This window comes from Tenacibaculum sp. 1B UA, from assembly GCF_033978845.1.
GTDB lineage: Bacteria > Bacteroidota > Bacteroidia > Flavobacteriales > Flavobacteriaceae > Polaribacter.
The window spans coordinates 362,121-383,798 of the sequence record NZ_JAKVUA010000001.1 but is presented as its reverse complement, the minus strand read 5'-3'; the positions used below and the strand labels follow the sequence as shown (position 1 = coordinate 383,798).

The 21,678-nt window shown below is 32.0% G+C and carries 16 protein-coding genes; 10 read left to right on the top strand and 6 right to left on the bottom strand.

The window, feature by feature from the left end:
* Nucleotides 1–35: 35 nt before the first annotated feature.
* The 4 genes from glpK to MK851_RS01830 all read left to right on the top strand — a co-directional run bounded on the left by glpK (nt 36) and on the right by MK851_RS01830 (nt 2,881).
* Nucleotides 36–1,520, top strand: coding sequence for a glycerol kinase GlpK (glpK, locus tag MK851_RS01845; RefSeq protein WP_320240935.1), 1,485 nt, complete (start codon nt 36–38; stop codon nt 1,518–1,520).
* 143 nt (nt 1,521–1,663) lie between these two features.
* Nucleotides 1,664–2,080 carry a hypothetical protein gene (locus MK851_RS01840; protein WP_320240933.1) on the top strand — a complete coding sequence of 139 codons (417 nt, stop codon included), beginning with the start codon at nt 1,664–1,666 and terminating at the stop codon, nt 2,078–2,080.
* A 12-nt stretch (nt 2,081–2,092) separates the two neighbouring features.
* Nucleotides 2,093–2,647: a pyridoxamine 5'-phosphate oxidase family protein gene (locus MK851_RS01835; RefSeq protein WP_320240931.1), complete on the top strand. Its 555-nt coding sequence runs from the start codon at nt 2,093–2,095 to the stop codon at nt 2,645–2,647.
* Between the two features lie 99 nt (nt 2,648–2,746).
* Nucleotides 2,747–2,881, top strand: a complete 135-nt coding sequence (locus MK851_RS01830) for a hypothetical protein (RefSeq protein ID WP_303505016.1) — start codon at nt 2,747–2,749, stop codon at nt 2,879–2,881.
* Nucleotides 2,882–2,967: 86 nt separating this feature from the next.
* Here the strand turns inward: MK851_RS01830 and MK851_RS01825 are convergent, their stop codons facing one another.
* Nucleotides 2,968–4,146: an acyl-CoA dehydrogenase family protein gene (locus MK851_RS01825; RefSeq protein ID WP_320240928.1), complete on the bottom strand. Its 1,179-nt coding sequence runs from the start codon at nt 4,144–4,146 to the stop codon at nt 2,968–2,970.
* Nucleotides 4,147–4,254: 108 nt separating this feature from the next.
* Between MK851_RS01825 and rnpA the strand changes: the two genes are divergently transcribed.
* The 4 genes from rnpA (at nt 4,255) to purD (ending at nt 9,444) form a co-directional block, all read left to right on the top strand.
* A complete protein-coding gene (rnpA, locus tag MK851_RS01820; protein ID WP_320240926.1) occupies nt 4,255–4,674 on the top strand; it encodes a ribonuclease P protein component in 420 nt (139 codons plus the stop codon).
* Nucleotides 4,664–6,289 carry a S41 family peptidase gene (locus MK851_RS01815; protein WP_320240924.1) on the top strand — a complete coding sequence of 542 codons (1,626 nt, stop codon included), beginning with the start codon at nt 4,664–4,666 and terminating at the stop codon, nt 6,287–6,289. Before rnpA ends, MK851_RS01815 begins: the two co-directional genes overlap by 11 nt.
* 40 nt (nt 6,290–6,329) lie before the next feature.
* On the top strand, nt 6,330–8,009 hold the full coding sequence (locus tag MK851_RS01810) for a DUF6909 family protein (protein ID WP_320240922.1): 1,680 nt from the start codon (nt 6,330–6,332) through the stop codon (nt 8,007–8,009).
* Nucleotides 8,010–8,169: 160 nt separating this feature from the next.
* Entirely contained in the window at nt 8,170–9,444 is a 1,275-nt protein-coding gene (purD, locus tag MK851_RS01805; RefSeq protein ID WP_320240920.1) for a phosphoribosylamine--glycine ligase, read from the top strand.
* Nucleotides 9,445–9,482: 38 nt separating this feature from the next.
* Here purD and MK851_RS01800 read toward each other — a convergent pair whose 3' ends face one another.
* Together MK851_RS01800 and MK851_RS01795 are read right to left on the bottom strand one after the other, a co-directional pair.
* Entirely contained in the window at nt 9,483–10,529 is a 1,047-nt protein-coding gene (locus MK851_RS01800) for a sensor histidine kinase (protein WP_303505005.1), read from the bottom strand.
* Between the two features lie 144 nt (nt 10,530–10,673).
* Nucleotides 10,674–11,372, bottom strand: coding sequence for a response regulator transcription factor (locus MK851_RS01795; RefSeq protein WP_303505004.1), 699 nt, complete (start codon nt 11,370–11,372; stop codon nt 10,674–10,676).
* A 174-nt stretch (nt 11,373–11,546) separates the two neighbouring features.
* Here MK851_RS01795 and MK851_RS01790 point away from each other — a divergent pair, with 174 nt between their 5' ends.
* Both MK851_RS01790 and MK851_RS01785 read left to right on the top strand, forming a co-directional pair.
* A complete protein-coding gene (locus MK851_RS01790; protein ID WP_320240915.1) occupies nt 11,547–13,301 on the top strand; it encodes a DUF4153 domain-containing protein in 1,755 nt (584 codons plus the stop codon).
* Nucleotides 13,291–14,007, top strand: a complete 717-nt coding sequence (locus MK851_RS01785; RefSeq protein WP_320240914.1) for a 3'-5' exonuclease — start codon at nt 13,291–13,293, stop codon at nt 14,005–14,007. The genes MK851_RS01790 and MK851_RS01785 overlap by 11 nt, the downstream gene beginning before the upstream one ends.
* Before the next feature lie 47 nt (nt 14,008–14,054).
* Here the strand turns inward: MK851_RS01785 and MK851_RS01780 are convergent, their stop codons facing one another.
* The 3 genes from MK851_RS01780 to MK851_RS01770 all read right to left on the bottom strand — a co-directional run bounded on the left by MK851_RS01780 (nt 14,055) and on the right by MK851_RS01770 (nt 21,674).
* A complete protein-coding gene (locus MK851_RS01780) occupies nt 14,055–15,416 on the bottom strand; it encodes a hypothetical protein (protein WP_320240912.1) in 1,362 nt (453 codons plus the stop codon).
* A gap of 79 nt (nt 15,417–15,495) precedes the next feature.
* Complete coding sequence (locus tag MK851_RS01775; RefSeq protein ID WP_320240910.1) at nt 15,496–17,358, bottom strand: ABC-F family ATP-binding cassette domain-containing protein; 1,863 nt, start codon at nt 17,356–17,358, stop codon at nt 15,496–15,498.
* 125 nt (nt 17,359–17,483) lie between these two features.
* The gene (locus MK851_RS01770; protein ID WP_320240908.1) at nt 17,484–21,674 is read right to left on the bottom strand and encodes a GEVED domain-containing protein; all 4,191 of its coding nucleotides are present in this window, start codon (nt 21,672–21,674) and stop codon (nt 17,484–17,486) included.
* Nucleotides 21,675–21,678 lie beyond the last annotated feature (4 nt).

The window sequence follows — 21,678 nt, the reverse complement described above, 5'->3', positions numbered from 1 at the left end:
ATTGTAAATTAGGCGTTCAATCATTTTATGCCTAAATGACTCAAAAATATATTATTGCTTTAGACCAAGGAACCACTAGCTGTCGTACAGTTATTCTGAATAAAGAAGAAAAGATAGTTGCAAAAACTCAAGAAGAATTCAAGCAGGTTTTCCCACAGTCAGGATGGGTAGAACACGACGCTAATGAAATCTTACAAACACAACTAAGCACTTTACAAAAAGCTATAGAACAAGCTAAAATTTCGCCTTTAGAAATTGCAGGGATTGGTATTACCAATCAGCGTGAAACCACTGTTGTTTGGAATAAAAACACAGGCAAACCTATATATAATGCAATTGTTTGGCAAGACAAAAGAACAGCAGCTACTTGCGAGTTACTCAAAGAAACTGGACTCGAAAACTATGTACGTAAAACTACTGGACTGGTAATTGACAGTTATTTTTCTGCAACGAAAATTCATTGGATATTAAATCATGTAGATGGAGCTCAAGAAGAAGCAGAAAAAGGAAATTTGTTATTTGGAACTATTGATTCTTGGCTTTTATGGAACTTGACCAATAGAAAAATCCATGCTACCGATTACAGTAATGCATCGCGTACGATGCTATATGATATAAAAAACTTGTGTTGGGATAAAACTTTAGTAAAAGAATTAAACATTCCAATTTCAATGTTGCCAGAAGTAAAACCTTCATCCTTTCATTTTGGAAATTATGAATTAGATGGAGTTCAAATTCCAATAGCCGGAATTGCAGGAGATCAACAATCTGCCTTATTTGGGCAAGCGTGTTTTAAAAAAGGGGAAGCTAAAAACACTTACGGAACAGGATGCTTTATGTTGATGAATACTGGTGAAAACTTAGAATACTCTGAAAATGGTTTAATTTCTACAATTGCTTGGGGAATTAACAACAAAGTGTATTACGCTCTTGAAGGAAGTGTTTTTGTTGCTGGTTCAGCAATTCAATGGTTACGAGATGGACTACAAATTATCAATAATGCAGAGGAAAGTGAACTTTTTGCTGAAGAAGTTACCGAAGAAAACCCTGTTTACGTAGTTCCTGCTTTTGCTGGCTTGGGCGCTCCGTATTGGGACATGTACGCTAGAGGTGCTGTTTTTGGTTTGACTCGTGATACAGGAAAAAATCACTTAATTAAAGCCACATTACAATCATTAGCTTATCAAACCAAAGATATTTTAGATGTTATGCAAAAAGATAGCATGCTTAAACTTTCCTCTTTAAAAGTAGATGGTGGAGCATGTGCTAATAATTTATTGATGCAGTTTCAGGCAGATATCTTAAATGTAGCTGTAGAGCGTCCTGAAGAAATTGAGACCACCGTAATGGGAGCTGCTTATTTGGCTGGATTCTGTGTTGGTTTTTGGCAACAAAACGATATTGTTAACAAAAGAAAAATAGATAGAACATTTACTCCATCTTTCTCTAAAGAAAAAAGAGAAAAGCTATACCGTACTTGGCAAAAAGCTGTTGAACGTACTAAAGATTGGATTGACTAAATAATTATATATATAAATGCTTAAGAGAAGAGATTAGAAATACAGAAGAAAAATCTTTAGATACTTTTATTGAAAAAGTATTAGACCCTTTAAGAAAGGATAACCCTAGGTTAATTGAAACACTTTATAAGGATATAAATTATTTGTTAAAAGGAATTGAGAAAGAAGGAGAAGGTGATTTATGTATTGAAAATGGAGATTTTGTTACAGAAAACGGAGATCTTAAAATTACTGGGTATCAATCTAGGCTTCATGTAATTTCAAATTATCTTCATGTGGAAATTGCTTATAAATTAATAAATAGTAATTCTTTAAACATTTCTAGAGAAATGGAAGAATTTGAAAAAAATATAAATGAAAGACCCAACTACACTCCTGAATATAAATCTTCTTTAGATAAAATAAAAAAAAGTTTAAAAGAAGAAAGGAGACAAAATCTAGGTGAAAAAGAAAACTTTTGGAATAAGGTCTGGGATACTGATAATTTAGAATTAAAACCAAATATAGCTGGATTGGGTATAAACTTTAACGAAATCATAAAAAAATTTAAGAAAAATTAGAGTTAAATAATCATGGCAAAATTTTACGACAAAATAACAACTCGAGTTCAACAGTTTATTGAAGCACAAAAGCTCTTTTTTGTTGCTACAGCAGCAAAAGAAGGACGAATTAATCTTTCTCCTAAAGGAATGGATACCTTTAGGATACTTAACGAAAATACAGTTGCTTGGTTAAGTGTTACAGGTAGCGGAAATGAAACTTCCGCACATTTATTAGCTGATAACCGAATAACAATTATGTTTTGTACTTTTGAAGGGGATCCAAACATACTCAGACTATATGGAAAAGCAGAAGAAATTCTTCCAACTCATGATAAGTGGAGTAACTATGCTGATTTGTTCCCTAAACTTCCAGGTACTCGTCAAATATTTATTGTTTCTGTTGAAAGTGTACAAACCTCTTGTGGAATGTCTATTCCTTTTTATGAGTACCAAGGAGAGCGAAATCAATTAAATGATTGGGCTATTGAAAAAGGTGAAGAAGAAATTAAACAATATTGGAATGACAGAAACCAAACTAGTATCGATGGCTTTGACACTTTACTAAAAGAGGAAACATCTTCTTAATCAACTTTTAAAATCTCTTCATTTTTTTAAACCCTGATAAAAATCATGTTTTAACTTAAACTATACTTGTATTTTTGAAGCAATAAAGTATAAGAAGAAATGACACAATTAATGAATATCCCAATGGTATCTTGGACAAACGGAACCATTATGATGGTTATTTTTGGTTTGGTTTGTATAGGTTTAGTAACTGCTCTTTTAATTTTTGTTAATGGTGGCAAGAAGAAAGAGTAGGTAAATTTTAGTTTTAATAGTTGATGGAAGAAGCACTCTTTAATAATGTGTTAGTGGTTTAACGTTTGAGTGCTTCTTCTTCTTTTTTATTTAAATGCGTTTAATCCTGTGATATCCAATCCTGTGATTAATAAATGAACATCGTGTGTTCCTTCATAGGTTATTACACTTTCTAAGTTCATTGCATGCCTCATAATTGAGTATTCTCCAGAAATTCCCATTGCACCTAACACCTGTCTTGCTTCACGTGCTATTTTCAACGCCATGTCAACATTATTTCGCTTTGCCATAGATATTTGAGCTGATGTTGCGCGACCTTCATTTTTTAAGCTTCCTAAACGCCATGTTAACAATTGAGCTTTCGTAATTTCAGTAATCATTTCAGCTAGTTTTTTTTGTTGTAACTGAAATTGACCTATTGGTTTTCCAAATTGTGTACGTTCTTTCGCATAACGCAATGCCGTATCGTAACAATCCATCGCAGCACCAATAGCCCCCCAAGCAATGCCATAGCGAGCAGAGTCAAGGCATAATAATGGAGCTCCTAATCCTGATTTATTTGGCAATAAGTTTTCTTTTGGAACTTTTACATTATCAAAAATTAACTCCCCTGTAATTGATGCTCTTAACGACCATTTATTATGTGTTTCTGGCGTAGAAAAACCTTCCATACCACGTTCAACTAGTAAACCATGAATGCGTCCTTCTTCATTTTTTGCCCATACAACAGCTACATCACAAATGGGTGCGTTTGAAATCCACATTTTAGCCCCATTCAGTAAATAATGGTCACCCATGTCTTTAAACTTTGTTTCCATTCCACTAGGGTTGCTACCATGATTTGGTTCTGTTAATCCGAAACTTCCCATCCATTCACCAGAAGCTAATTTTGGTAAATATTTTTGTCGTTGAGCTTCGGTTCCGTAGTTATAAATAGGTCCCATAACAAGAGAAGACTGTACTGAAGCAGTAGATCGAATTCCGCTATCCCCCCTTTCTAGCTCTTGCATAATTAACCCATAAGAAATTTGATCTAACCCTGCACCTCCATACTTTTCAGGAATATAAGATCCGAAAGCTCCTACTTCTGCCAATCCGTTAATTAATTCCTTCGGAAATTCTGCACGTTGTGCATACTCTTCAATAATTGGAGATAAGTTTTTCTTAACCCATTCACGAGCAGTGTTTCGAACAAGTTTATGCTCCTCGGTTAATAAATCATCTACTTGATAATAATCTGGGGCTTGAAATAAATCAGACTTCATAAATATATTTTAAAATTAATTCTACTAATTGTATAAGAGAAATGTAAAATTAATCGCGATTTGTTGTATGCGTTTCTTAAAAGAATTGATTCAAAAATACTTAAAAAAATGGTTATTAGTGCAGGTTTGCGTATGTTTGTACTAATGAGATTTACTTTAGGAAAAGAGGAGCGTTTAAAAAGCAAAAAGCTCATAGGAAGACTATATGAGGAGGGAAAGGTGATAAAAGTTTTTCCGCTAAGAATGGTGTATATACAAACCGAACACACCTCAAAATTTCCTGCGCAAGTTGGAGTTTCTGTACCTAAACGTAATTTTAAAAAAGCAGTAGATAGAAACCGTATAAAACGATTACTTCGTGAAACCTACCGTAAAGAGAAGTATACTATTTATGAGACTGTAGATAAACCGTATGTATTTATGATTTCTTATCTTGCAAGAGATGAATGGAAATATGCCGATTTAGAGCATAAAATGAAGAAATTATTAACAAAGTTTATTACAGAAGTTACTCAAGATGAAAAATAGAAAATTCCTTTTTTTTGGTTCGCTTATTGTCATCTCTCTTTTCTTTTCTTTTCAATCTCGTTTTTTTGAGATTGCTAAACAAATTGAAATTTACAACAACCTTTTTAAAGAGTTGAACATTAATTATATTGATGAAATCAACCCTGGTAATTTAACTGACAAGGCGATAAAAAACACCCTTAAGAATTTAGATCCATACACCAATTTTTATAATGAACAAGATGTTGAAGATGCACGCATTCGTCGTGAAGGTGAATATGGAGGTATTGGTATTTCTACATTTTACACCAAAAGAGGAATTGTGGTTTCTGAAATTTACAAAGGTTTTTCGGCCGATAAAGCTGGCTTAAAAGCAGGTGATATTATTACCAATGTAAACGGACAAGAGTTAGCCACTTTGGAGAGAGGTCAATTTTCACAAATGTTAAAAGGAGTTCCGGGAAAAGAGCTTTCTTTACAGGTAAAAAGAAATGGTCAAACAAAAAATATATCTGTAAAACTTGATAAAGTTATTTTAAACCCTGTCCCTTTTTACGATATGATTGATACTGAAACAGGGTATATTGTTTTAACACGATTTATCAGTCAAAAGGCTACCGAAAGTGTTGTAAATGCGTTTAGTGATCTAAAGAAAAGAGGGATGAAAAAATTGGTTTTTGACTTAAGGTACAATCCTGGTGGTTCTTTATTTGATGCAGTAAATATTACCAATTTATTTATTCCAAAAGGGTTGAAAGTTGTTGATACTCGTGGAAAAACTAAAAAAAATAGTAGAACTTATAAAACAAGTAGAGAACCTTTAGATGCTGAAATTCCTATCGTAGTTTTAATAAATGGTCGATCGGCTTCTGCCTCAGAAATTGTCTCTGGTGCCCTACAAGATTATGATCGAGCTGTAATTATGGGAGAGCGTTCTTTTGGAAAAGGGCTAGTACAACGTTACTTTAATTTGAGTTACGGAACACAAATGAAAATCACAATCTCTAAATATTACACCCCAAGCGGACGATGTATTCAAGAATTAGATTATGCCAATAGAGATCCGAAAACAGGAAAAGTTCCTAAATTTTCTGATGCTACTCTTAATGAGTTCACAACTCAAAACGGACGAAAAGTATATGATGGTGGAGGTGTAACTCCTGATATAGCAAATAATTTTTCGAAGAAAACAGAAGAAACAGATGATTTACTAAAATCAAGAGCAATATTCAATTTTGTAACTGATTTCACATATCAAAACCCTAGTTTATCTACTGAAAACTATACTTTTTCTCCTTCTGATTTCAATAAATTTAAAGACTATTTACTTCGTAAAGACACTGCTTTTGTTTCTAAAGAAGAGAAGCTTTTTCAGAAAGCATACGAATCAGTAGAAAACAACAACAAAATCACTTCAGAATATAACTCAATTATCCAAGAATTAAAAGCAGCTAAAGTTGCTAAAGTTTTGGAGAATGAAGATCTTTTATCTAAAGAAATTGAAAATGAAATTATTGAGCGTTATGCGTACAAAGAAGGAATGTATAAGCATTTATTTAAAAATGATATAACTATAAAAAATGCTGTAAACTTGCTAAATAACCCTAAAAAATATAGCACTACTTTAAAAAAATAGCTTCTTTAACATAATTTGTATATTTGTACTTTAAAAACATATGTCGAAACCTATCCTAAAAGAACGTACAAGAGCCCAAGAATCTACAAATGCTATTGAGCGTTTATACATTTCAATGCGACACTTATTTAGTCGCGGTTTTTATAAACCAATGGGGGTTTCTGGTGAAACCTTACGTAAATCACTATTATCATTACGACCAGAAATTTATGGTTCTATTGCAGAAAATAAAACTGAATTAAACGGATTGGTATACGTTATTGAACGTTTACCTGAAGGAATTGAAGAATGTCAGTTTATATATTTAACCGCAGATGAGGGATATCGTAACTCAAAATTTAAGGCTATCGTTCCTCCTAAAAGAAGGAGAAACTGTTATCGCATTGATAAAGATCAAATGAATATTGAAATTACTAGAGGGCGCTCTGAGATTTACGATATTCTTACACACTTGACTTTTTTATTTATTGAATCTCATAAAATTAAAGACCGAGTGGTTTTTAATAATGGAGAAAGCTTTATTCGTGAATGGCTATTATTAGAAGATATTGTAATACACAATAAAACACTTACGGATGAAGAAAAAGATGTAATTGTTGTACATCTTGGTAATATTTTAGGAAGAACTTACGATGAAGTATATGATGCTTATAACACATTTTCAACAGAAGAGAACCAAAACAGGTTTTTCCATCTAATTTACTGGTTAGGTAAATTAGCGATTAATGAAACACTATATGACCAAAAACGTTCTATTAAATTTAGTTCTGTTTTAACTCAAGAAATAGGACACCATTATTATGGAGAAATGTGGGCTAACAACATTAAAAAGGTATTGTTAGACAACGAGTTAATAGAACGCCCTATCCATATCATTAGTGCAAACATGCATAGTGTAATGAATAGTATTTATGCACAAAACGCTTTACCAAAAGAAGCTAAAAAGCACAAAGATTTTCAACTTTTTGAAGTATTGAGTAATGCTAATAGCAGTACTTTGCAATCTGCCGTTAAAAATTATGCTTCCGAAAACGGATTAATATATATCAAAGACACTTCAGGAACCAATATCAATGTTCAGGTAATTGATACCCAAAAAATTGATTTTGAAACAAACTCTTTTAACAAAGTTAATTCAGTTGGAGAAGATCCTGTAATCATTGTAATGGATTATGCTTTTGGTGAACAGGCTTTTGAAACTATGGACGAGCTTTTAAAGCCCTATAAGACTAAAGGAGAAAAAATCCATTTAGATGTTCAATCTGTTTCAATTATGGGAAAAGCAGGTATTTTAGAAGGTGGTAAAGGAGATATTATGATTCCTTCTTCACATATTTTTGAAGGAACTGCTGATAATTACCCATTTAAAAACGAACTATCAAAAGAAGATTTAGAAGGTTTTGGTGTTCAAGTTTTTGACGGAGCAATGATTTCTGTCTTAGGAACGTCGTTACAAAACAAAGATTTACTACGATTCTTCCACGATTCAACTTGGAATGTAATCGGACTAGAAATGGAAGGAGCGCATTATCAAAAAGCGATTCAATCTGCCTCAAAAATTAGAGGAAATATTTCAGAAAATGTAAAAGTACGTTATGCATATTACGCCTCAGATAACCCACTAGAAACAGGTGCTACACTTGCCTCTGGAGGACTTGGAATGAGCGGCGTAACACCTACTTATGCTATTACGCAAAAAATACTAGAACAAATATTTTAGTCGCAGAACGACTACCAAAAAACCTAATTAAACCATAAAAAAGACTTCTTTTCAAATTAAAAGAGGTCTTTTTAGTTTTTACATAATTTTAAAGACAGGTTTTGCTCATAGCCTTTTTTCTTATTTTATATTTGCACTCACAATACAACAACACACAACAATGAATATTCTAATTTTAGGATCGGGCGGTAGAGAACATGCCTTTGCTAAAAAACTTTCAGAAAGTACCAAAATCAATAATCTTTTTGTTGCTCCTGGTAATGCGGGAACTGATGCAATAGCAAGGAATATTGCCATCAATCCAACTGCTTTTACACAAGTAAAAGAAACTGTTTTACAACACAATATTACTATGGTAGTTGTAGGTCCTGAAGCGCCTTTAGTTGAAGGGGTTCATGACTTTTTCTTAGCTGATGAAGAGTTAAAAAATATTCCTGTAATTGGCCCTAAAAAAGACGGTGCTTTACTAGAAGGAAGTAAAGATTTTTCGAAGCAGTTTATGGAAAAACACAATATTCCTACAGCTCGTTACCAATCTTTTACTACTGAAACATTATCCGAAGGAAAAAAATTCTTAGAAACCTTAGATGCTCCGTATGTATTAAAAGCTGACGGATTAGCTGCTGGTAAAGGAGTTTTAATTTTAAATGATTTAGAAGAAGCTAAAGCTGAGTTAGAAGAAATGCTTTCTAATCAAAAATTTGGAAGTGCTTCATCAACTGTAGTTATTGAGGAGTTCTTAAAAGGAATAGAATTATCTGTTTTCGTATTAACGGACGGAAAGAATTATAAAATATTACCTTCTGCTAAAGATTACAAACGTATTGGAGAAGGTGACACAGGGCTAAATACAGGCGGTATGGGAGCTATTTCTCCTGTTCCTTTTGCTACGGATGATTTTTTAACGAAAGTGGAAGAATTGGTTGTTAAACCAACAATTGAAGGTTTACAAAAAGACGGAATTGATTATAGAGGATTTATTTTCATCGGATTGATGAACGATAACGGAAATCCTTCGGTAGTTGAATACAACGTTCGTATGGGGGATCCTGAAACAGAAGTGGTATTACCACGTATTCAATCAGACTTAGTAGAGTTGTTTGAAGGAGTTGCTACGCAAACTTTAGGAGAGAAATCATACGAAGTTACTCCACAAACAGCAACTACAGTTATGTTAGTTTCTGGTGGGTATCCTGAAGCTTATGAAAAAGGAAAAGAAATTACAGGTTTTAATACTGTAGACGATTCTATCGTTTTTCATGCAGGAACCACTTTAAAAGATGGTAAAGTTGTTACGAGCGGTGGACGTGTAATGGCAATTACTTCTTTTGGAGACTCTATAGAAGAAGCCATAGAAAAATCTTATAAGAGCATCGATAAAATAGCTTTTGATAAAATGAATTATCGAAAAGATATCGGTTTCGATTTAAAATAATTATAATAATAAAGGAGTTGAAAATTCAACTCCTTTATTTATTTCATTGCCTTTTCTAACGTAAACGAAAACTCGGAACCTTCTCCGTGCACACTTTTTAAAAGAATGGTTTCGTTATGCGCTTCAATAATATGTTTTACAATAGAAAGCCCAAGCCCCGAACCTCCTTGTTCACGTGAGCGACTTTGGTCTACTCGATAAAAACGTTCAAATAAACGAGAAATATGTTCTTGTTTTATTCCTTCACCATTATCATTTATTTTAATGATAAGCTTATTCTGGTTGTACGGTTCAACACTCACTGTAGTTATACCTCCAACTCTACCATATTTAATAGAATTTACAACAAGATTAATAAGTACCTGTTCAATTCTTTCAACATCTCCTTTTACTAAATGAGGAAAATCATACACTTTATCAAAACGTAGCGTGATATTTCGTTTTTTCGCCTTCATTTCAAACAAGTCGAACACGTTTTGAATAAGCTCTATAATATTAAAGGTTTGCATGTTCATTTTCATTCCCTCAGTTTCTAACTTAGCAATCATGTCTAAATCTTTAACAATTGAGGTTAATCGTTCTACCCCTTTATTAGCTCTTTCTAAATATTTTTCAAGAATTTCTTTGTCATCAGCAGCTCCTTCAATAAGCGTTAAAATATATCCTTGTACTGTAAAAAGTGGTGTTTTTAACTCATGAGCTACATTTCCTAAGAAATCACGGCGAAATGAATCACGCTGGGTTAAATTAGCTATCTCTTCACTCTTCCCTTCAACATACTCTTGTACACTTTTAGTTAACGCTTCTACATCGGTCGTTACTTTATTTCTTTTTAAATCATTCTCATCTAAAATAGAAATGTCTTCATACATCTTTTTTACTCGTTGGTAAATAAAATGTTCTGCTCTGTATTGAATTACAAAAAAGGAGATAATAAACATTACAAGACCAAAAATTACAATGGTTACAACTCCTAAGCTGTTTAATAAAAACAAGTACGATAATACTGCTATGACAATAGATAATAGCGTTGAATATAACGCCGACCAAAGTGCGTAGTTATACGTTTTTTTTATTTTTTTCATCTGTTTTTTCTATTATTTTTTAAATGTCAGATGTAATTCGCCAATAATTATCTCAAGAAGAATCAAAATTATTATAGCTCATTTCATTATAAAAAAATAGATTGCTAGCTAGCAATCTACTTATAAAATTTTGAGTTTAAAAAATTATTTATCTATTTCGTCTAATACAAACTTATACCCAACTCCTTTTACTGTTTTAAAATAGTGATCTCCTATTTTTTCACGAAGTTTACGTATGTGTACATCTATCGTTCTTCCGCCCACAACTACTTCATTTCCCCAAACGCTATCTAAAATAACTTCTCTTTTAAATACTTTTCCTGGTTTTGAAGTTAATAAAGAGAATAATTCAAATTCTTTTCTTGGTAAAGATATTTTCTCTTCTCCTTTAAAAACTACATACTCGTCTCTATTGATGACTATATCTCCAATTTTTGTAGTGGTATCCGCTTTTTCCTCAGTTTTTAAACGACGTAGTAACGATTTTACCTTGCTTATTAGCACTTTTGGTTTTACTGGTTTAGTTATATAGTCATCTGCTCCAGCGTCAAAACCTGCTACTTGTGAGTAGTCTTCTCCTCTAGCGGTTAAAAAAGAAATTATCACATCTTCAAGAGGTTTTACATTTCTAATTTTTTCACATGCTTCGATACCATCCATTTCAGGCATCATAATGTCTAATAAAATTAAATGTGGAGTTACTTTTTTTGCTGTTTTTACAGCTTCTGCTCCGTTGTTTGCAGTGAAAACCTGATATCCCTCTGATTTTAAATTGTAACCTACAATTTCTAAAATATCTGGCTCATCGTCAACTAGTAAAATTTTAATATCGCTAGTGTTCATTATTCATTTATATTGTGTTATCCAAAAGTAATCATAAAATAATAAACCCTTTATATACATGCTTAACTTAACGTTCATTTAATATTTACCAAACTTTTGCTTAAAGAAAACGAAGAGATTTCTTTTGTTTTTTCTTTTTTTGTAGTTTTTGTATCTTTATACAAATTGTTTCCTATGAAAATTATTTCTTCCCTAGGGGAAATTACTTCCAATGCTAAAAATGCTTTTAAGCGATTTCCTATAGCCCTTTGTTGGGCAATCATTGGTACACTGTTTACTTTATTTACAATTGAAACAGATACTTTTGATAACGCTTTTTATGGTAAAGTTATTATAACTTTTACTTTAGGGGTTAGCTGGTTAATCGCTACTCGTTTTTTGGAAGAACAATTTAAAAGAGATAAAACATGGATATTCTTGCTAACTCTTGGTTTTTTACTTCTATTTTATTTTAGTATTGAAGTTAATGGTTCAAAAATTCACCAAAATTCTACTATTCGATTTATACTTTACTTTGTGTCAGGTCATTTACTAGTGATGGTAGCCCCTTTTATCTTTAAATGGAATAAATCTGCTTATTTTAATTACGTAAAATCAGTTTTTATAGCAATTGTTAGAAGTTTATTTTTTTCACTAATTTTATATTTAGGAATTGTTTTGGCACTCTTAGCCATTAAACATTTATTTAATATAGATTTTAAAGGAGAACGTTTTTTTCAGGTTTTTGTGCTTTGTATAGGAGTTGTAAATACTTGGATTTACCTTTCAGATTTTCCTAAAGATGTTCATAACCAACTTGCAATTAACTACACAAAAGCTTTAGAGGTATTAGTTAAGTATATTTTAATTCCATTAGTAATTTTATACCTCATCATTTTATATGCTTATAGTTTAAAAATTGTAATTAATTGGAACTTACCTAAAGGGTGGGTTTCTTATTTGGTTATTGCTCTTTCATTTTTAGGTTTTATTGTGCAAATACTTATCAATCCTATTCAAAAAACTATTAACTCTCGTACAATTAGAAAGTTTTATCCATGGTTTTATTATTTGTTATTACCGTTAATAATTTTACTTTTTATTGCTGTTTTTAGACGTATTAACGAATATGGGATTACCGAAAACCGTTATTTCGTACTTGTTGTAGCTTGTTGGATTTTAGCTATGACCTTGTACATACTTTTTAGTAAGCGTAAAAAAATTAAAGTCTTTCCTTTTAGTTTAGCTCTTATTACTTTTCTCATTTCTTTTGGGTTTTGGGGAACTTTTTCAATATCAACAAAAAGTCAACTTATTCAATTTAAGAAAGTATATACTGACATTAAGAATGATAATTTTACTACCACTTTTGAAAAGAAAAATCGGCTACGTTCTATCGTTCGGTACTTAAACAATAAACAGGAATTACATAAAGTAGAAAACATTTTAGGCTATAATCCAAAAACAACGTTTAAAACTGATAGTCGTTGGCAATTACAAAATAGATTAATGGATAGTTTAGATATAAAAGTAATTGATGACGCTAATGATACTTACAGAAATAGTTATTATAGTATCGATGATTCTAAAATGATTATCAACACTAAAAATTATGATGTCTTAAAAATATTATATTTTAATTCTTATGAAAATCGTAACTCTATTAATAGCTATCGTTTTTCTTTAAGTGAAAAAACCAACATTATCAAAGTTTCAAAAGGAGATACTCATGTTGGAGATATAGACTGCTCAGAAATGATTAAAGAGCTTAAAAATCAAGAAGTAAATTACAATGTTTCACCTAGTTTAATGACAATTGAACATCGTTTTAAAACCCTAAATATAAAGTTCGTTTTTCAAAATATAAATCTATCAAAAATTGATAATGCTACCGAAAAACACTTATCTAATGCTAGTGCTTACGTGTTAATTAAAGAAAATGCTGAATAAAACTAACTTACAAAACATCCTGTTTTTAGATATTGAAACGGTTCCTGAAGTAGAATTGTTTGCTGATTTATCTCCTGAAATGCAAGAGTTATATGCTTTAAAAACGCAATACCAGCGTAAAGACGAGTTTACTCCTGAAGAGTTTTATCATAGAGCAGGTATTTGGGCTGAGTTTGGAAAAATAATCTGTATTTCTGTAGGTTATTTTGTAGAGCGTAAAGGTGAAAGTCAACTACGAATTACTTCTTTTTATGGTGATAATGAGCATAAACTTTTGGTTGATTTTAAAAATTTGTTAGATACACACTTTAATCATCCAAATCATTTGTTATGTGCTCATAACGGTAAAGAATTTGATTTTCCATACATAGCACGTCGTATGATTATCAATCAGATTGAATTACCTAGTAAACTCAACTTATTTGGAAAAAAGCCTTGGGAGGTTCCGCATTTAGATACTTTAGACCTATGGAAATTTGGCGATTATAAACACTATACTTCTTTAAAATTACTTACTGCTATTTTAGGAATTCCGTCACCCAAACAAGATATTGATGGAAGCGAAGTTGCTAATGTTTATTACCAAGAGAAAAACCTATCACGTATTGTTGAATATTGCGAACGAGATACCGTAGCGGTAGCTCAGTTGCTATTACGCTTTTTAAATAAACCTTTGGTTGATGAAATTGATATTATAAAGGTGTAATATACACACATTAAAAGTTATTATCTTCTTTAAACTTTTACTCACTATTATTTTACTTTCTTCTTAATACTTCTTGAAAGTTTCTTGTCAAAAATTGGAACTATAATCACATCACGTTCGTTTTTGCTAAACTTAATTTTAGTTGCATACGATAAAAATTCAAATTTTACTGAATCAAGTTCTTTTAACTCTATAGTATGTAAGTCTTCTTTGCTTATTGTTTTTAACAACCTATCTTTCTCTAAATCAGTTATTTTATATTTATCTAGTAAAATTTTTATTCTTTTGATTGCTTTTTTTTGTATTTCTTCTTGAGTTTTTTTTAAGTAGTGTGGAATATCAATATCTTTTTCGGTAATAAATTTATTATTTAAATAATATAATCTTAAAGAAGCAAAGCCTTTTGAAGGAATATTAATTTTTAAAATTTTTATTTGATCAATTTCTATATTATAAGTTTCAGAAACAAAAACAATTTCTTTAGCAACTACTTTTAATTCATTTTTATTAAGGCTATAATCTTTTAACAATAAAGTGGCTCTTTTCAGTGCTTTTTTGTATTCTAATAATTTTTTCTTATTAATATGATTGGCAACAAAATCAGGGATAATTTGAGTCACATTATTAATATTCTTTAATTTTATCCCTCTATTATTTAATAAAAGTAAATTTGTTGAACTTTTTTTAACTTCTAAACTAATAGAATCTACTTCTTTAATTTTTATAATATCCCAATCAAAAGCTTTATTGACTTCTATATAAAGTTCTTGTAATTTCTTTTCATTTGTTATTCCAGCTTTTTTAAATAATTGCAAAGTCTTTTCTTTAACCTTTCCCTTTTCTTCTTTTGATTCAATATGTTGATTATTTGTTTTTTTCTCTTTTGTTATTAAATTTTGAATATTTATTTTTGAAAAAACATAATTAATAGCTTTAGTACTCCCTTTTGAACTAAAAATTAAATCGTTTTGACTATTATAATCAGATATTCTTACATTTATTTTAAGAGCCTTTTTCAGTCTTTCAATAAACTCTATCTGATTAACTTCTTCTTTAGTTATAGTATTTATAAAACTTTTTAAGAATAAGGTTTCATTATCCTTTGATTTTGAAATTTCAACTGATTTATAAATTGTGTTAGGCTCATTGTCAAAAACCCAAAGAATTTCAACAGAAGATGTATCCGGAAAATAACCAGAATTTGTTATATAAAAATTTAAAGACTCTTCATTGAAAAGATTAAGAACTAAAATGGGTTTATTGTAAGGAAAATCATTTCCTTTTCCTATTACACTTGCTGTTCTATACTTACCATCAAAAACATTTCCTCCAGATTTATAATTCCAATTTTGACCCCAAATTGTTTGATTAAATAAAATTGAAATTAAAATAATTTTCTTTACTAGCACCTTAACAGATTGAATATGATTAAAACTGAAATATATAAAATATACTTTAGCTTCATTATTTATTCATTTAAAAATCGAATTATTCGCCCTCCAATTTCATAGAAAGCTCAAACCAACGTTCTTCTTTTTCTTCTAAACTATCAATTATTTGCTGTAGTTCTAGCGATTTTTCATTAATCTCTTCAGGTGAAACTTCGTTATTTGCAAACTGATCTTCAATTACTCCTTTTTTCTTTTGAAGTTTTTCAATATCTTTTTCAAGTAATCCGTATTCTCTGTTTTCGTTATAACTTAACTTTCCTTTTTGAGGGGTTTTTTCTTGCTTTTCAGTTACTTTCTTTTCTTCTTTAGGTTCTGATGGCTGCGAGCTCTCATACGCTCTGTAATCAGAGTAATTTCCAGGAAAATTCTCCACTACTCCATTTCCTCTAAACACAAATAAACCATCTACGATTTTATCCATAAAATAACGATCATGCGATACTACCATTAAATTCCCTGGGTAATCGAGTAAAAAACTTTCTAACACGTTTAAAGTTACCACATCTAAATCGTTCGTGGGCTCATCTAGAATTAAGAAGTTAGGGTTTTGAATTAAAACAGCACATAAGTACAAACGCTTCTGCTCTCCTCCACTTAATTTTTCAACAAAATCGTATTGTTTTTTTCTATCAAATAAAAAGCGTTCTAATAACTGTGCTGCAGAAATTCTTCTTCCTTTAGTTAACGGAATTTCTTCTCCAAATTCTTTAATAACTTCTATTACTTTCTGTCCTTCTTTTATTTGGATTCCTTTTTGAGTATAGTAGCCAAATTTTACTGTTTCACCAACAATTACCTTACCTCCATCAACAGGCAATTTACCCGTTAGTATGTTTAAAAAAGAAGATTTTCCTGTTCCGTTTTTTCCAATGATTCCTATACGTTCACCTCGCTTAAAAACGTAGTCAAACCCATCTAAAATAACTTTATCACCAAAGTCCTTTTTTAGTTTATGAAGCTCTACAATTTTGCTTCCTAAACGTTCCATGTTTATTTCTAACTGAACTTCGTGCTCTTTTCTACGTTGATGTGCTTTTTCTTTAATTTGGAAAAAGTCATCAATACGCGATTTAGATTTGGTTGTACGGGCTTTTGGTTGACGACGCATCCAATCCAACTCTTTTTTAAATAAACTTTTAGCTTTACTTAAATTAGTAGCTTCTAAAGCCATTCGTTCTTCTTTATTTTGAAGATAGTACGAATAGTTTCCTTTGTATTTATATAGTTTTCCGTTGTCTAATTCAATAATCTCATTACACACACGCTCTAAAAAATAACGGTCGTGTGTAACCATAAACAACGTAATTTTTTCTTTCGCAAAAAAAGCTTCCAACCATTCAATCATTTCCAAATCTAAATGGTTTGTTGGCTCATCTAGTATTAATAAATCTGGTTTATTAATTAGAATAATAGCTAACGACAATCGCTTCTTTTGTCCTCCAGAAAGATTTCCTACTTTTTGTGATAAATCATCAAGTTTTAACTTGAATAAAATTTGTTTGTATTGTGTTTCGAAATCCCATGCATTATGCTGCTCCATCTGCTCAAATGCTTTTTGATACGCTTCTGTATCGTCAGGATTTTGTAAGGCTTTTTCGTATTGTTTAATAATTGGAAGAATGGTACTTTCAGCAGAAAAAATAGTTTCTTCAATAGTTAAATCTGGATTCAAGTCATCATCTTGCGCCAAATACGCAATATTAATTCCTTTTCTGCTTATAACTTGTCCTTCATCTGGTGTATCCTTTCCAGCAATAATGTTTAAAATAGAGGTTTTTCCGCTACCATTTTTAGCAACAAAGGCTATTTTTTGATCTTTATTAATTCCAAAAGAAATATCTTCAAACAAGACCTTTTCACCATACGATTTTGCTATGTTTTCTACTGATAGGTAATTCATTCTCTAAAATTTTATGCAAAGAAACAAAAAACCCGAGCAATAGCTCGGGTTTTGTTATAATTAAAAGAAATGCTTTTATTTCTTCATTAATTTAATGGTTTCTGATTTTTTACCATCGTTCGCTTCTAATAAATTCCTGTTTTTAAATTAGAAACATTTACAGTACCATTAACTGTTTTTCCTGTTAATACAACTCTACCAATTGTATTTGTTATTTTGTAATTTACATTTTCGTTGCTTCCAAATTTTACAGTAACATTACTTATTGCTGGGTTTGGGAATGCTATTAAGCTTGATTTTGCTTCCTTGTCTAATGGTTCAGCAAACTCATTACTTGTATTTCCTGCTACTGAAGATGATGAATTAACAATATTCACTGTATAATCTTCTACCTCTCCATCTGCAAAAGTTTCGCAAGCTGTTGATGCTCCGTTATATTTCATAGAAACACGCATTCTTGTTTGTCCTAATAACGCGCTTGATGGAATAGAAATATTAGCTGATCTGTTTGCTGCTGTACTAGAAGAACCTAAAGAAGTTTGTTCACTAGCCTCAAAAGTTCCATTACGGTTATAATCAATCCAAACGGTAAAATACTCAGTATATGAAGAACCACCAAATCCTGCACTTACAATAATTTGATTTGTTGTTCCTTGAGTAACCGTTGCTATTTTACTTGTAAAATCACCATACCCTTCATTTGCAGAAGTTGTATTTGTCATTCCACCAAAAGAAACATAATCTATCCACTCGTAAGTAACTCTATTTCCTTTTGAAGAACAATAGCTAACAACATTATCTAACGTAGTTACATTTACCGTATTACTTGCTGAAGAAATATTTCCGGCAGCATCTTTTGCTCTTACTGAAAATGTATAAGCTGTATTAGCTGTTAAACCTGTTACATTGTAAGACGTTGTTGAAACAGTTGTTAATTTAGTTGCTCCTTGATATACATCATATCCTGTAACACCTACATTGTCTGTTGATGCTGTCCAAGATAACGTCAATGTAGTCTGTGCAACATTTGATGTAGCTAAACTACTAGGTGCTGTTGGTGCTTGTGTATCAGCTACCGCTTCTGTAATATTTACTGTGTAATCTTCAACTTCTCCATATTGGAAAGATGCTTCACAAACTGTTGGTGTTGCATTGTATTTCATTACAATTCTCATTCTAGTAGCTCCTTCAGTTGCTGAAGCTGGCACCGTGAATGATGTGCTTACAGAAGTGTCTTTCGATTTAGCTTTTGTCCAAACCGTTTCACCTGCATCAGAAAAATCTCCATCTTGGTTGTAATCAATCCATACACCATACCCTTCATCATAACTACTTCCAGTCCATTTTGGAGTAATCGTAATGGTATTTGATGCACCTTTTTCTAAATTTGTTGAAACTGCAGTATGGTCAGAGTATCCATTTCCTCCTCCTGAAGAATTATCGATACTTCCTAATTGAACTCTTCCAATATATTCATCAGAAACACTATCTCCTTTAGAAGTACAATACGTAATTGTTGCTGCTGTAGTAGTTGCGTTTACGGTATTACTATCTCCTGAAACATTTCCTGCCGCATCTTTTGATTTCACAGTAAAAGTATATGCTGTACTTGCTGTTAAACCTGTTACATTATATGAAGTAGTTGTTGAACTTCCTATTTTAGTTGACCCTTGATATACATCATATCCTGTAACACCTACGTTATCTGTTGATGCTGTCCAGTTTAACGTTAAACTTGTTGCTGTTATAGAACTTGCAGCTAAACTAGTTGGAGCTGTTGGTACTTCGGTATCGGCAGCTGCATTACTTGTAAATGAACCTGTAAACACTCCTCTACCATAGGTAGATGCTATTACTTTGTTAGTAACATGGTCTCCACTTACGTTCCAGTAATCAAATGAAGTAACACTAACATCACTCATCCCGTTATAAGCTTGATTCCAATTAGGGTTTGCATCATTAAAGTTAGATGTTGACCAAACTCCTAATTGTGTTGCTAAAATAGCTTCTGTTCTATCTAATGGATTTTGTAAAATATCTCTTACAGGAATATTTGGTAGGTTTCCTTCTTTGCTTACCCAGTTTGCTCCTCCATCTGAAGTAGCCCAAACACTTGTTACTCCGTAGTTATGTATCGTTACAAAAATATCATCTTCTGTAGCTCCGAATCTTACTGAAGATACTGAACCAACAAAAGGTGTATTGATATTTGACCATGTAGCATTAGAATTAGTAACGTTTGTTAACTTTAATAGTTTTCCGTTCGCTAATCCTACAAACCATGCATTATTTGTAAAAGGAGACGCTTGAAAAGCTGTTGGGCTTGCATCTAATAATGCATTTGTAATATTTCCTTTTGAATTTGATGCTACATTAATACTCAAAATTGAATTTGAAGAATCTGTTGATGCATTAGATAATAAGCGATTAGCATCATTATCATACCCCATAGGGTTTACAAAGTCTCCCGTATTTTGGTCACTTGATAATGTTGTCGCTCCTCCTTGCTGTCTACCCAAACCATTCCATGGTAAGTTAAACCTATATATTACATTGTTTACATACGTAGCAATCATGTAGTCTCCATCTTTATCAACAAAAGTATAGAATCCGTCACCATCGCTTAGTTCTGTCGAGCTATTAACTCCTGCAACTGCATTTCTAAATGCTTGTGTACCGTTATCTTGCGCACCTGCACTAAAAATTCCATCAACATCACCTGCTCCATCAGGACCAATTCCTGCTTTTACAAACTGAGTTACATTGTATCCTTTGTTTCTTACGCTAATTGTACTTCCTGAGTTTCCTGAATAATAGATTCCTCCATCGTTACCGAATAATATTTTTGATGAGTCATTATTTCCAAAAGCCATCGAGTGCTGATCTGCATGAACATTTTGATGACCAAAACCTCCATACCAATGTGATAATTGAGACCAAGAATTACCTCCGTTAGTAGTTTTAAATAAATCTATCCCTCCAACATAAACTATATCATCATCTGTAGGATCTGCTTCAATTACTAAATCATAAAATGCTTGCCCACGACAAAAATCGTTTGCTGAAATATTTGTATCTGCATCATTTGGTAATGATGTTGCACTCGCTGTTGAAAACGCGTTTGTTGTTTTATAAATATGAACAGGTGCCGCACTTGTTGTTCCTTGTGTTAATGCATAAATCTTATTTGCATCAGTAGCAGAAGTTTCAATTTCAACTCTGTTAGATTCAGTTAAAGGAGATGCTGTTGCTTCTGACCAAGTTCCTCCATTTGTAGAACTGAATACTCTACCTCCTCCTTCACCTAAAGCAGACGCAATAGTTCCCATCCATAAAGTATTGTTAGCACTTACCTCTAAATCATTCGCTATATAATAGTAATCTTTTCCGCCGAAGGTATACTTCATATTAGCAGATTCTATTCTATTCCATGTAGCCCCATTATCTGTAGAACGGTACAACCCTGCAGACTGTAACCCTAACCAGTTTCTAGGACTAGAAGAGTCTCCATACACATGTGCTCCAACTGCAACAAATAATTCTGTTGATGCCCCATTATCCCATGCCAATACATCATTTACGAAATGAACTCCTGATAAAAAAATGTTACTTGCATTGTAATTAATAATTGCATCACCTGCTGCTGGTATATTAACTGCGTTCCATGTTGTACCTCCATCGGTAGTTACATAAACACCATTTCCTACTACGTCTCCTGCTGTGTATTGTTCTCCTGTACCTACATACCATCTATTTGAGTTTCTTGGATCTACAGTGATAGAAGTTACCGATAGGTTTCCTGGTACATTTTGTACTCTTGTCCATTGTGAGTTGGCATTACTAATATTAGTGTTTTTCCATAAACCTCCACTTACTCCACCAGCATATACGGTATTATTTGTAGCGTCATTTGGATCAAATAAAACAACTCTTGTACGTCCTCCTACATTGTTAGGTCCTCTTTCTATCCAAGAGTTTCCATTGTCTCCAGGGTTTTTTTGTTGTGCTCTTTTTTTCAACAGATCTTCTCTCAATCCTGCTAAACTCCCATCTTCCATTTTTCCTGTAGCTGGATTCATGGTGAGTAACTGCATTTGATCAAAATACCTGTTAGGTGGTAACCCTCTATGTTTTCTTTCTTTTTTCCCCCATTTTAACGATTCATTTAAAGGGCTTTCCTTTAAAAAAGTACTGTGTACCTTACGTTGTTCGGTCAGTTTATCAGCAACACTTTGCTTTTTAAGATAATCTGAACCAATAATTGAAACCGCCGCAACAGACAGCCCTCCAATTAGAAATTTAAACTTTTTGTTCATTTGA

Excerpts from the sequence above, each read along its gene's own strand:
- rnpA (WP_320240926.1), top strand. The coding sequence starts at position 4,255 with ATGGTTATTAGTGCAGGTTTGCGTATGTTTGTACTAATGAGATTTACT.
- MK851_RS01795 (WP_303505004.1), bottom strand. The coding sequence starts at position 11,372 with ATGAACACTAGCGATATTAAAATTTTACTAGTTGACGATGAGCCAGAT.
- glpK (WP_320240935.1), top strand. The coding sequence starts at position 36 with ATGACTCAAAAATATATTATTGCTTTAGACCAAGGAACCACTAGCTGT.
- MK851_RS01815 (WP_320240924.1), top strand. The coding sequence starts at position 4,664 with ATGAAAAATAGAAAATTCCTTTTTTTTGGTTCGCTTATTGTCATCTCT.
- MK851_RS01810 (WP_320240922.1), top strand. The coding sequence starts at position 6,330 with ATGTCGAAACCTATCCTAAAAGAACGTACAAGAGCCCAAGAATCTACA.
- purD (WP_320240920.1), top strand. The coding sequence starts at position 8,170 with ATGAATATTCTAATTTTAGGATCGGGCGGTAGAGAACATGCCTTTGCT.
- MK851_RS01785 (WP_320240914.1), top strand. The coding sequence starts at position 13,291 with ATGCTGAATAAAACTAACTTACAAAACATCCTGTTTTTAGATATTGAA.
- MK851_RS01770 (WP_320240908.1), bottom strand. The coding sequence starts at position 21,674 with ATGAACAAAAAGTTTAAATTTCTAATTGGAGGGCTGTCTGTTGCGGCG.
- MK851_RS01800 (WP_303505005.1), bottom strand. The coding sequence starts at position 10,529 with ATGAAAAAAATAAAAAAAACGTATAACTACGCACTTTGGTCGGCGTTA.
- MK851_RS01790 (WP_320240915.1), top strand. The coding sequence starts at position 11,547 with ATGAAAATTATTTCTTCCCTAGGGGAAATTACTTCCAATGCTAAAAAT.
- MK851_RS01830 (WP_303505016.1), top strand. The coding sequence starts at position 2,747 with ATGACACAATTAATGAATATCCCAATGGTATCTTGGACAAACGGAACC.
- MK851_RS01775 (WP_320240910.1), bottom strand. The coding sequence starts at position 17,358 with ATGAATTACCTATCAGTAGAAAACATAGCAAAATCGTATGGTGAAAAG.
- MK851_RS01825 (WP_320240928.1), bottom strand. The coding sequence starts at position 4,146 with ATGAAGTCTGATTTATTTCAAGCCCCAGATTATTATCAAGTAGATGAT.
- MK851_RS01835 (WP_320240931.1), top strand. The coding sequence starts at position 2,093 with ATGGCAAAATTTTACGACAAAATAACAACTCGAGTTCAACAGTTTATT.